Here is a 12,081-nt window from a genome sequence, read left to right as displayed (position 1 = left end):
GAACAAATAAATTTGTCACCCTTATTAAGCCCTTTTTCTTATAAATATTATAATTCTAAAAGTCCGTTTGTTTTAGAAACACCTGCAGCACTTTCTTGCATTTTTGCTTTTTCAGCATCACTAAGTTCAATTTCTACTATTTTTTCTATACCATCTTTACCTAAAATTACTGGTACACCAATACAAAGGTCATTTAAACCGTACTCACCTTCTAATAAAGTAGAACACGGAAACATTTTCTTTTGATCACAAGCAATAGCCTGTACTAAACCAGAAACTGCTGCGCCTGGAGCATACCAAGCACTTGTTCCTAATAATTTAGTTAATGTAGCACCACCAACTTTGGTGTCTGCCGCAACTTGCTCTAATCTTTCTTCAGATAAAAATTCAGATACTTTAACACTATTTCTAGTCGCATGCGCTGTTAAAGGCACCATACCAGTATCACTATGGCCACCTATAACCATACCGTCTACATCAGAAATAGGAGCCTCTAAAGCCTCTGCTAATCTGTATTTAAAACGTGCACTATCTAAAGCGCCACCCATACCAATAATTCTGTTCTTTGGTAAGCCAGTAGTTTTATGTACTAAATAAGTCATAGTATCCATTGGATTACTAACAACTATTAATATTACATTAGGAGAATGTTTTATTAAGTTTTCTGATACTGTTTTAACAATACCTGCATTTATACCTATTAATTCTTCTCTTGTCATCCCTGGTTTACGAGGAATACCTGAAGTAATAACAGCAATATCAGAACCTGCAGTTTTAGAGTAATCATTAGTAGAACCAACAATTTTAGTATCAAAACCGTTTAAAGATGCTGTTTGCATTAAATCCATAGCCTTACCTTCTGCAAAACCTTCTTTAATATCTAACACAACAACTTCCGATGCAAAATTTTTAATTGCAATGTATTCTGCACAACTAGCGCCTACTGCACCTGCACCTACTACCGTTACTTTCATAAGTATATATATTTAATTTTTTAATGATTTGTTTATTGACTGTAAAAATAAAGAATTTAAACAAAAAAATAGAGCTTAAACCAACTTTAATATTAAATGAAACAGCTTTATAGAGATTAAAACAGTACATAATGTTAAAGAAAGGTGTATTTAAACGAAAAACTACAAAAAAAGGTGTTATACATCGATTTTTATAAAATACACAACAAAATTGAGCGTTGTATACAATACCCAAATTAATTAAAAACCTACTTATGAAAAAACCCCTACTTTTTTTCATAGCAGCTATTGTATGCTTTACTGTTTACTGTTGCTCTGAAATTCCAGAAAACAATGATCCTATTATTGGTCTATGGGCCAAAACTACCACTTTAGAATCTGGTATAGATGCTAAAGAAGAATGGATTTTTAACGATGCGTATAAAGGACGTTACCACAGTTACACTAATGACAACGTTGCTTTTTTAACAGATTTTAGATGGAAAATAGAAGGTGACACCTATACTATTACCTACCCAGGCACAGAAATGCCTAGTGACCAAGTAAAAATTAAAACAACAGAAATTAATAACAATACAGAAAAAGCTTCTGAAAACACATCTTCTGCAGTTATATTAGAAGAAACAAACGGTGAAACTTTAGCTATTAGGGAACAATAGTAAAGAAAGGAGCACCACAACAAAAGCCCTAGAAATAAATTTCTAGGGCTTTTTTTATATTTTATGTTTTATAATTTAAATATTATCTAAAACCAAAATTAACACCAACAGATAAGTTATTGTATTTAGCTAAAGAATAATCTGCATGTAATCTAAAAAAACCTAATTTAAGTTTAGCTCCTATGTTACCAGTAACACCACTAGTTTCTGTATTTATAGAGAAAGGATCTGTGTAGGTATCTCCTATAAATGGCCCAGATTGAACTCTATAAGTACCCAATACATCTACAGTAGATTTACCTGTTAAGTAACCTAAACCACCATAAAAATTAATTACTGGTAATTTAGTAGACACTACAGCCTGAAAAACCCAAGTATTCATTTTCATATCCAAACGTTGGTTTTCACCAGCAATAACATCTTGGTCTGTAAAATCATAAACACCTGTTAAGTGCGTATAACCAATAACACCAGATATAGCTACAGGCAAAATTTTATCTGCAGGAAGTAGCTTGGTAAAATCATGTTGTAAACCTACTCCAAACATACCTACTTCCACATCATCCGCATCTATTTTTGGCAGAAAACGAGCTTTAATTTCTGTTCCTTTTATTAAACCAACACTAACTTGTAAAAAAGCTGACGGCACAAAGTTTATGTTTTCTGATGCTAAACCAGTAGGAAGCTCAAATTCCTCTCTAAACAAACCGTTTTCATCCTCTACAAAAACATTAATACCTTCTAAATCTCCTAAACCTGTAGATACTTCCTTAGAGATACTACCGTCTACAAATTGCAGGTTTTCATAATCTTCAGTATTTAAAATAAAAGATTTTTTATCGTCTGGAGATTGCGCCATATTCCCTATTAAAGAAATTTCAAAACCACCTAAAGGTTTTGCATCTGCTGTATTGTACCACCCTCCAGAAATACTATATAGCATACCTTCAGACACAGGAGACATATAGTTGTTTATAAATTTATTTGCATCGTTTACACCAGCAGCAAAAACTTCATTTGCACTAGATTGGGCAGAAGCGTACACACTTAATGCCAAGAAAATAACCAAACTAAACTTTCTCATAGAATTACATTTTTTTTATAAAACTAAAAAACTCGCACTGTAGGTGCGAGTTTTTGTTGTGTAAACATACATTATTATGCATCAATGTTAGCATAAACAGCATTTTTCTCTATAAATTCTCTTCTAGGTGGTACTTCATCACCCATTAACATAGAGAATATTCTATCTGACTCTGTGGCGTTATCAATAGTTACTTGGCGAAGCGTTCTAAAGTCAGGATTCATTGTTGTATCCCATAATTGTTCTGCATTCATCTCTCCAAGACCCTTATATCTTTGTATACCAACACTACCATTAAAGCTTTCTGCTATCTCATCTCGTTCTTTATCATTCCAAGCATAACGTTTTTTTGTTCCCTTTTTAACCAAGTATAAAGGTGGGGTTGCTATATAAACGTGACCGCCTTCTATTAACTCCCTCATAAAACGGAAGAAGAATGTAAGGATTAAAGTTTCAATGTGGCTACCATCTACATCGGCATCACACATAATAACTACTTTATGGTATCTTAATTTTTCTAAGTTTAAGGCTTTACTATCTTCCTCTGTACCAATAGTAACACCTAAAGCTGTGTAAATATTTTTTATTTCTTCGTTTTCAAAAACCTTATGTTGCATTGCTTTTTCAACATTTAAGATTTTACCACGAAGCGGTAATATTGCCTGAAAGTTTCTGTCCCTACCTTGTTTAGCAGTACCACCCGCCGAATCTCCCTCTACAAGGAATACTTCGCATTTTGTAGCATCTTGCTCAGAACAGTCTGATAATTTCCCTGGTAAACCACCTATACTCATTACCGTTTTACGCTGTACCATTTCACGGGCTTTTGTAGCCGCATGACGTGCTTGCGCTGCCAAAATGACTTTTTGTACAATTACCTTAGCATCATCTGGGTTTTCTTCTAAATAGTTGGTAAGCATTTCTGATACAGCTTGGCTCACTGCAGAAGAAACTTCTCTGTTACCTAATTTAGTTTTTGTTTGCCCTTCAAACTGAGGTTCTGCAACTTTAACAGACACAATAGCCGTTAAACCTTCTCTAAAATCATCTCCCTGAATCTCAAACTTTAATTTGTCTAACATTCCAGATGCATCTGCATACTTTTTTAAGGTTGATGTTAAACCTCTTCTAAAACCTGAAAGGTGTGTACCACCTTCATGTGTATTAATATTATTTACGTAAGAATGAAGATTTTCTGAATATGATGTATTGTACACCATTGCAACCTCAACAGGAATTCCGTTTTTTTCACCTTCCATTGAAACAACATCACGTATTAGTTGTTCTCTGTTACCGTCTAAAAACTTAATAAATTCTTTTAGTCCTTCTTCAGAGTAAAAAACTTCAGATAAAAACTCTCCCTTTTCATCTTTAACTCTCTTATCTGTAATGCTAATTGTAACTCCCTTATTAAGGTAAGCCAACTCTCGCATTCTGTTAGAAAGCGTTTCATAATTATACTCTGTAGTTTGTGTAAATATAGTATCATCTGGGTAAAAAGTAACTATAGTACCTGTTTCCTCTGTTTCTCCAATACTTTTTACCGGATATAAAGCCTTACCTCTTTCATACTCTTGCTCCCATATTTTACCTTCTCTGTAAACAGTAGCTTTTAAATTATTAGATAATGCGTTTACACAAGATACACCTACACCGTGTAAACCACCAGATACTTTGTATGAATCTTTATCAAACTTACCACCAGCACCAATCTTAGTCATTACTACCTGTAATGCAGATACGCCTTCTTTTTTATGCAGTCCTACTGGTATACCTCTACCATTATCTTTGGTTGTAATAGAGCCGTCTTCATTTATAACTACACTTATATTATCACAATGGCCCCCCATTGCCTCATCAATAGAGTTATCTACTACCTCATATACTAAGTGGTGTAAACCTCTTACACCAACATCCCCAATATACATAGAAGGACGCATACGTACGTGCTCCATACCCTCTAGGGCCTGAATACTGTCAGCTGAATAATTATTCTTGTTTGCTTCTTCGCTCATTATATATAAATTATTGTGCTTAATTTCATCATAAAAATATAACCTAACAAATATAAATTATTGATTTCTTAATTTTAAACAGTTTTAAGACTGTTTTAAAATAGTTATCAACATTTTCTTTACAACGGAAAAAGCTTCTTAAAAGCGCTTAAATTAACTTTTAGATGCTATTTAGGATAAAACTAGCTTTTAAAAAAAAGAGGCGAACCAACAAAGTACGCTTAAAAAGGCTATAAACAAAAAGGAGCACCGTTATATTGGTGCTCCTAAAAGACTAATTATAATTAAAACCTTAGAACAGGCGATAATTCTAAATATAAGTTTATTGTTTTACATAAGCATCTGTATGTACTTTTGCTACGGCTCTACCAGATGGATCGTTCATATTTTTAAATGCTTCATCCCATTCTAACGCTATTTTAGTACTACAAGCCACAGATGGCTCTTGCGGCACGCATAATGCTGCGGCATCACTAGGGAAGTGCTCTTCAAAAATTGCTCTATAATAAAACTCTTCTTTAGATGTTGGGGTTTGCAATGGAAATCTATATTTTGCATTTGCCAGTTGTTCATCTGTTACTTCTGTTGCAACTACCTCTTTTAAAGTATCAATCCAACTATATCCTACGCCGTCAGAAAACTGTTCTTTTTGTCTCCATGCTACACTTTCGGGCAACATATCTTCAAAAGCTTTACGAACAACCCATTTTTCCATACGTTCTCCATTAATCATTTTATCTTTTGGATTAATGCGCATGGCCACGTCCATAAATTCTTTATCTAAAAATGGAACTCTACCTTCTATACCCCAAGCTGCTAAGCTTTTATTAGCCCTTAGACAATCATACATATGCAACTTATCTAATTTGCGAACTGTTTCTTCATGAAACTCTTGTGGACTAGGTGCTTTATGAAAATACAAATACCCGCCAAACAATTCATCTGCGCCTTCACCAGATAAAACCATTTTTATACCCATAGATTTAATAACACGTGCCATTAAATACATTGGAGTTGATGCTCTAATAGTTGTAATATCATAAGTTTCTAGATTGTACACTACATCTCTAATAGCGTCTAACCCTTCTTGTATAGTAAATTTAATTTCATGATGTACTGTACCTATATGATCTGCTACTTTTTGAGCAGCTGCCAAATCTGGAGAACCTTCCAAACCTACAGAAAACGAGTGCAATTGTGGCCACCAAGCATCTTTTGTATCACCAGACTCTATACGTTTTTGAGAATATTTTTTTGCTATTGCTGATGTTACAGAAGAGTCTAACCCTCCAGATAAAAGCACACCATAAGGAACGTCTGACATTAATTGTCTGTGTACGGCAGCTTCTAATGCCTCTTTAATTTCTTTTATACTGGTTTCGTTTTCTTTAACAGCATCGTACTCCATCCAATCACGAGAATACCATTTTTTTAATTGGCCATCTTTACTATGTAAATAATGACCTGGGGGGAACAGTTCTATTTTTGTACAAGTACCTTCTAAAGCTTTTAATTCTGATGCCACATAAAATGTACCGTTAGCATCCCATCCCATATATAATGGTATAATACCCATATGGTCACGAGCCACAAAATACTCATCCTTATCTACATCATAAATAGCAAAGCCAAAAATACCATTTAACTCATCTAAAAATGAGGTTCCTTTTTCTTTGTACAAAGCCAAAATTACCTCACAATCAGATTCGGTTTGAAAATCATAAGAACCCTTAAACTGTGCTCTTAATTCTTGGTGATTATATATTTCTCCGTTAGCAGCTAAAACCAACTTACCATCTTTACTAAACAAAGGTTGCTTACCAGAAGCAGGATCTACAATTGCCAAACGCTCATGTGCTAAAATGGCTTTATCATCTGCATATATACCACTCCAGTCCGGACCTCTGTGTCTAATTTTTTTAGACATATCTAACAACTGCGGCCTTAACACCTCAGTGCTCTCTTTTACATCAAATGCACAAACTATTCCACACATATTTTTATTCTTTATATCAATTTGATTACAAAGATGAACTAAAGGTTTCAATTTAAAAACATAATATGTCTAAATGGCTTTAAATTGTAACTTTATTTAAAAAAATACATCATATTTGATATTTAGCAGAACTATTTTTACAAAAAAAACAATCATTTTGTAAGTTGGCATAATTTTAGCGACCATATAATTCATTACTGCGAAAATGTCGCTAAATTTGAAAAACACAAAAAACAAACATTTATGAAAAGATTATTTGCTTTATCAGCACTTGTATTAACTATGGTATTTACTACAAATGCTACTGCTCAAAAATTCCCTGGATTAGATAAAAGTCCAGCAGACATTGCTTCACAGCCATCTAGCTACAAAATTTCTAAAAAGAACATTCGCGTAGTTTACAGTAGACCACAATTAAAAGGAAGATTAGTTAAAGATTTGGCTCCTGCAGGAAAAGTATGGAGAACTGGTGCTAATGAGGCGGCAGAAATTACTTTTTACACAGATACTAAATTTGGCGGTAAAACAGTAAAAGCAGGTACGTACTCTTTATTTTCTATTCCTGGAGATAAGCAATGGACTATAATTTTAAACCAGAACTTAAACCAATGGGGAGCTTATTCTTATGAAGAAGATGCAGATGCTGTTAGAGTAACTGGCAAAGTATCTAAAAACAAAGAGTCTTTAGAAGCTTTTTCTATTACGTTTACAGATACTGATATGGTAATGGGTTGGGGAACTACTTTAGTTTCTGTTCCTTATGCAGTTAGTATGTAAAATATTAAATTATTAAAATACAAAACCCGAAACTAAAACTAGTTTCGGGTTTATTTTTTTTCGCAAACTTTAGCTATAATTACTTTACTTGCTTACCGCCTATAAAAACTTGTTCTGCTGTTATTGTTGGTATTTTAGAGGCTTCAACCTCCATAATATTATCACTTAACACTACAAAATCTGCTTTTTTACCCGGCTCAATACTACCTTTTTCATTTTCTTCAAAATTAGAATAAGCTGCCCAAATTGTCATTCCTTTTAATGTTTCTTCTCTTGATAAAGCATTTTCCATTTGAAAACCACCTTCAGGGTAATTTTTAGTATCTTTTCTGGCAACAGCAGCATAAAAAGTTAAAAACGGACTAACACGTTCTACCGGAAAATCTGTACCCAATGCAACAACACCTGCTATATCTAATAATTTTTTAAATGCATAAGCTCCCTTAACACGCTCCTCACCTAGTCTTTCTTCTGCCCAATACATATCACTAGTTGCGTGGGTTGGTTGTACAGATGGGATAATACCTAATTTAAAATAGTCAAAATCTTGTGGTGCAATAACTTGTGCATGCTCTACTTTCCAGCGTCTGTCTTTTGTATTTTTTAAGGCAGATTTGTATGCGCGTAATACTGCTACATTAGCAGAATCTCCTATGGCGTGCGTATTCATCTGGTATTTCGTTTTTGCTATTCTTTTTGCAAGGCTATTTATTTGGTCTACAGGAGTAACCATTGCTCCAAAATGATTGTGTTTGTCTGAATACTCTTCTTTTAAAGCTGCACCTCTAGAGCCTAAAGCCCCATCTCCGTATACTTTTACAGAGCGCACATTTAAACCATCTGTTTTTACTACTCCTTTACTTAAATAGTAATCTAAGTTTTCTTTGTTTGCGCTTATCATAGCATAAACACGAATATCTAATTCTCCGTTTTGCTGTAAGCTATCAATAATTTCTATAGTTTGTTTATTTAAACCTGCATCATTAACCGTTGTTAAACCATAATCTAAACAAATTTTTTCTGCATCTTTTAATGCTTGTACCTGTGTAGCTACACTTGGTTTAGGCAAAACGGCATCTACCATTGCCATAGGATTATCTACCAAAACACCTGTAAGTTTACCATTAACCTTTACAATTTCACCACCATTTACTTTTGTTTCTGAAGTAATATTAGCTAAATCTAATGCATATTGATTTACAAGATATGCGTGTCCATCTACACGTTCTAAAACTACAGGAATTGAAGGAAAAAGTGAATCTAATGCTTCTTTTGTTGGAAATTCTTTTATTTCCCAATCGTTCTGATCCCAACCTCTACCAGCTATAAATGTTTTTGTATTTGTTTTCTGGAAAGCAGAAACACGCTCTACTACCTCATCAAAACTTTTAGTATCTACCAAATCTACCACTTGCTGATTCATTCCTAAACCAAAAAAATGACAGTGCGCATCTATTAAACCAGGAGTAATTGTTTTACCGCCCGCGTCTATTGTTTTATCTGACGCATATTTTTCTGAAATTTCTTGCTCTGTACCAACGGCAACAAATAAATTATCTTTTACTGCAAAAGCCTGTGCTTTTGCAAAAGTAGAATCTACAGTGTAGACATTAGCGTTAGTAACTATAAAGTCTACCTTTTCTTTTTTAGGATTACACGCTGCAATTGCCAGCAGTAAAACAAATGTTAGTTTTTTCATTAGTCTTTTGAGTTTCTTCAAAAATAATGAAATAAAAAGATTTAAAAATAAACTGATAAAAAATGAATAATATAAAGCCTATAATTATTTACTCAACATTCCAAGAATATATGTAGTACCAGAATCATACCCTGCGCCAAAATAAAGTTCATCTCTTGTTAAAATTGACTCCGCAAACAAGTATTTCCGTATTTTGTATGTAAGCAAATCATCTTTTAAGTCTTGCATAACTTTTAGCACAAGTAAATTTAATAGGCCGTTACACACTAAAACTTTATATTTTGTACTTAGTTTGTGTTTTTCTACAAACACATCTAATTCTTCAAAATTGTTTAGTAACAAGTAGCGTCTTTTGGGTAGATATTCTAGGGCAGAGTTCCAATCTAAATCTTCATCTGGTTTATTTTTAGAACCTGCTATATAGACAGTAGTTTTAATTTTACCATCATCAAATTCCGGAAATGACAAATTAGCAAGTCCAAAATAGATTGATTTAATGTCTTTAGGTATAGGTTCTCTTTTTAAAACCTCAACCAACCAATCTTTAAACTCTAAATATAGTTTCTGTTCATCTATATTTAAAATTGGAAAATTACGACGCAATAAAACTTTTTTAATTTGATTGTAACCAGATTGAATATTTAAGGACTGCTCTATTTGCTTTTCAAATAGAGCGTCTATTAGTTTCCAGTTTAATGCTTTGTTTTGATTACGATACAACATCTAACTAATCTCTACTAAATCTCCATATAATTTTTATAACTATTAGAACTACACCTAAAACCCACCACATATTTTGTTTAGAATCTTCTTTAACATAAGCAGATGCCTGACCCTTTGCCGCTATTTTCTCTGCTTCTTTAGCATCTAAAACAAAAGTGCTACAAGTGTCTTCAAAATTTGGTTTTTTACCTGTTAAGGAACAATTTATTCCGGTATTAGGATCAAACTTTCTATTTTCACATTTCTTACAAAGTATTAATTGTTCTGACAAATTCATTATAAAGTTTTAAATGGTTCATTAATTACTTACAAATCATTTACATATAGTGAAACTTTATAACGTTTAAATCATATTTTTATTACCAATTAAACTTATATGTTGCTCCTGCAAGTACCTGAAAACCTTGTACCGGATAATTTGCCCAACGTTGGTAACTATTATTTGTAATATTTGCAGTTTTTATAAAGAGAGATAATTTTTCATCTAAACGGTAACCAATATGCGCATTAGCATCAAAATAACTATCTAAAGTTACCACTGTAGATGCAAAATCTTGTGGTTGTGTACCTGTAGCAGCTACAGAGCTTAAATCTTCTCTTTCACCTACAAAGAATAAGTTAGCTCCCATAAACCATTTTTCATTAATTTGATAATCCATAAACAACGATCCTTTTACTTTTGGCAAGTTCCACGCAGGATTGTCTGTTTCTGTTGTGTAGCTAAAGACTTCTGCATTTATACCTAAAGCAAAATTTCTGTTTACATCTACATTTAATTGTCCAAAAAATGAAAATGTTTTAATATCATCATAAAAAATATCAAACGTATTTCCTAAATGATAATCTTTATCTTCATCTGCTCTAAATGTATTTTCTGGATTTAATTTATATAATGCTCTATTATTATCTGCCTTATAAGATGCCTTTACATTGTATCCTAAGTTAGTTAACAACTGTCCTTTTAAACCAGCGTAAGCATTGTACTGACTATCGGTTGGTAAAATTGTAAGCATTGGAGACACAAATGGATTTTCATCTACAAAATCGTGATAAGAGTTTTGGTGTAAATCTCCTTCTATACCACCATATGCAATAGCTGTTTCTCCAGATAACCTATAAGATGCTGTTACTGCTGGATAAACATAAAAATTACTATTGCTAGCTTCTGTATCTAAACCATAAACTACATTAGCTCCTAAATTTAAAGTAAGGTCATCTCTTAAAATTACCAGACTAGGGTTTACACCAAACTGTACTTGACCAAATTTAATTTCTCCAGTATTGTCCGTATTATTTAAACTAGCATTTTTAAATTTACCACCAAGGTAATCTAGTTTTACATTAAAATTAATAAGCTCATTAGAAATTGGGACTTCTACAGCTGCGTTAATAACCGCTCTATTTTCACCAGATTCTGTTGCGTCCCAAAAACGTCTTAACAATACATCACCTCCTTTTATTAGATAATCTTCCATTTTAAGTTCGCCTCCAAGTTCAGCATCAAAATAGTGTTGTTTTTCATCTATTAAACTTTCTGGTGTTGCACCTAAAGCATCTTCCGTTACTCCATACCAGCTATACAACTTGTGTTGCAATCCTACATTAGCATTCCACTCCAAATCTCTTTCTCTTCTGGTATAAATACCTTTTACTTTAGTATCATAAAAAACATTATCTACAGGAGCTTCTTCTATATCTCCACGAGAAGAATGGTGGTTTAATCCAATATCTAACGTTTCATTTCTGTTAATAGGTCTACTAGTATAAAAATCTACCAGTGCATTACTGTAGTTTCCTAAACCTATAGAAGCGTATGAATTAAACAATTCCTCTGGCTTTCTCTTTTTTACTGCAGTAGCTTTTCCTTTTGCTGGAGTAAATGTAGAAGCTACCGGCACAGAAAAAATACTGTATTTAATTGGCTTTTTCTTTAGTTCTACGGCACCGTTAATTACTGGTGTAGACTTTAATTTAAAAGCATCTGCAATAGTTGGCTTGTAGGCTTTTACCACTGTTACAGTCTCTGTTCCTAAATCTTTTTCCTCTTCATCCTTATCTTTTTCTTGTGCAAAGGCAAATTGTGCCAATCCTAGAAATAAAGTAATAATTATATAGATATACTTTTGCATAGTGTGTTCTTATTTTTTTGTTACC

At 33.1% G+C, this 12,081-nt stretch carries 10 protein-coding genes; 2 read left to right on the top strand and 8 right to left on the bottom strand.

Translation table 11 applies throughout. The features are described 5' to 3' along the window. Positions 1-47: 47 nt before the first annotated feature. Positions 48-974, bottom strand: coding sequence for a malate dehydrogenase (locus BFJ87_RS14570; RefSeq protein WP_013621857.1), 927 nt, complete (start codon positions 972-974; stop codon positions 48-50). Positions 975-1,228: 254 nt separating this feature from the next. On the opposite strand from BFJ87_RS14570, the gene BFJ87_RS14565 reads away from it, so the two are divergent. After that, positions 1,229-1,633 carry a hypothetical protein gene (locus BFJ87_RS14565; RefSeq protein WP_077406209.1) on the top strand — a complete coding sequence of 135 codons (405 nt, stop codon included), beginning with the start codon at positions 1,229-1,231 and terminating at the stop codon, positions 1,631-1,633. Between the two features lie 82 nt (positions 1,634-1,715). On the opposite strand, the gene BFJ87_RS14560 is transcribed toward BFJ87_RS14565, so the two are convergent. The 3 genes from BFJ87_RS14560 to asnB form a co-directional block, all read right to left on the bottom strand. Continuing rightward, positions 1,716-2,717, bottom strand: a complete 1,002-nt coding sequence (locus tag BFJ87_RS14560; RefSeq protein ID WP_077406206.1) for a DUF6588 family protein — start codon at positions 2,715-2,717, stop codon at positions 1,716-1,718. A 74-nt stretch (positions 2,718-2,791) separates the two neighbouring features. After that, on the bottom strand, positions 2,792-4,732 hold the full coding sequence (gyrB, locus tag BFJ87_RS14555; RefSeq protein ID WP_077406203.1) for a DNA topoisomerase (ATP-hydrolyzing) subunit B: 1,941 nt from the start codon (positions 4,730-4,732) through the stop codon (positions 2,792-2,794). Between the two features lie 322 nt (positions 4,733-5,054). Then, positions 5,055-6,728, bottom strand: coding sequence for an asparagine synthase B (gene asnB, locus BFJ87_RS14550; protein ID WP_077406200.1), 1,674 nt, complete (start codon positions 6,726-6,728; stop codon positions 5,055-5,057). A gap of 243 nt (positions 6,729-6,971) precedes the next feature. Between asnB and BFJ87_RS14545 the strand changes: the two genes are divergently transcribed. Then, complete coding sequence (locus BFJ87_RS14545) at positions 6,972-7,505, top strand: DUF2911 domain-containing protein (RefSeq protein WP_077406197.1); 534 nt, start codon at positions 6,972-6,974, stop codon at positions 7,503-7,505. Between the two features lie 79 nt (positions 7,506-7,584). On the opposite strand, the gene BFJ87_RS14540 is transcribed toward BFJ87_RS14545, so the two are convergent. From BFJ87_RS14540 to BFJ87_RS14525, 4 genes are all read right to left on the bottom strand, one after another. Then, the gene (locus tag BFJ87_RS14540) at positions 7,585-9,204 is read right to left on the bottom strand and encodes an amidohydrolase (protein ID WP_077406193.1); all 1,620 of its coding nucleotides are present in this window, start codon (positions 9,202-9,204) and stop codon (positions 7,585-7,587) included. A gap of 84 nt (positions 9,205-9,288) precedes the next feature. Then, positions 9,289-9,927, bottom strand: a complete 639-nt coding sequence (locus BFJ87_RS14535; protein ID WP_077406190.1) for a hypothetical protein — start codon at positions 9,925-9,927, stop codon at positions 9,289-9,291. 4 nt (positions 9,928-9,931) lie between these two features. After that, a complete protein-coding gene (locus BFJ87_RS14530; RefSeq protein WP_077406187.1) occupies positions 9,932-10,204 on the bottom strand; it encodes a hypothetical protein in 273 nt (90 codons plus the stop codon). Positions 10,205-10,286: 82 nt separating this feature from the next. Further along, the gene (locus BFJ87_RS14525; protein WP_077406184.1) at positions 10,287-12,056 is read right to left on the bottom strand and encodes a porin family protein; all 1,770 of its coding nucleotides are present in this window, start codon (positions 12,054-12,056) and stop codon (positions 10,287-10,289) included. Positions 12,057-12,081: the final 25 nt, after the last annotated feature.

The sequence above is a fragment of the Cellulophaga omnivescoria genome (assembly GCF_001999725.1).
Lineage (GTDB): Bacteria > Bacteroidota > Bacteroidia > Flavobacteriales > Flavobacteriaceae > Cellulophaga > Cellulophaga omnivescoria.
This window is presented reverse-complemented; position numbering and strand designations above follow the sequence as displayed.

Bases quoted from the DNA above. Each gene is read 5' to 3' on its own strand.
- BFJ87_RS14570 (WP_013621857.1), bottom strand. From the start codon at position 974: ATGAAAGTAACGGTAGTAGGTGCAGGTGCAGTAGGCGCTAGTTGTGCA.
- BFJ87_RS14565 (WP_077406209.1), top strand. From the start codon at position 1,229: ATGAAAAAACCCCTACTTTTTTTCATAGCAGCTATTGTATGCTTTACT.
- BFJ87_RS14560 (WP_077406206.1), bottom strand. From the start codon at position 2,717: ATGAGAAAGTTTAGTTTGGTTATTTTCTTGGCATTAAGTGTGTACGCT.
- gyrB (WP_077406203.1), bottom strand. From the start codon at position 4,732: ATGAGCGAAGAAGCAAACAAGAATAATTATTCAGCTGACAGTATTCAG.
- asnB (WP_077406200.1), bottom strand. From the start codon at position 6,728: ATGTGTGGAATAGTTTGTGCATTTGATGTAAAAGAGAGCACTGAGGTG.
- BFJ87_RS14545 (WP_077406197.1), top strand. From the start codon at position 6,972: ATGAAAAGATTATTTGCTTTATCAGCACTTGTATTAACTATGGTATTT.
- BFJ87_RS14540 (WP_077406193.1), bottom strand. From the start codon at position 9,204: ATGAAAAAACTAACATTTGTTTTACTGCTGGCAATTGCAGCGTGTAAT.
- BFJ87_RS14535 (WP_077406190.1), bottom strand. From the start codon at position 9,927: ATGTTGTATCGTAATCAAAACAAAGCATTAAACTGGAAACTAATAGAC.
- BFJ87_RS14530 (WP_077406187.1), bottom strand. From the start codon at position 10,204: ATGAATTTGTCAGAACAATTAATACTTTGTAAGAAATGTGAAAATAGA.
- BFJ87_RS14525 (WP_077406184.1), bottom strand. From the start codon at position 12,056: ATGCAAAAGTATATCTATATAATTATTACTTTATTTCTAGGATTGGCA.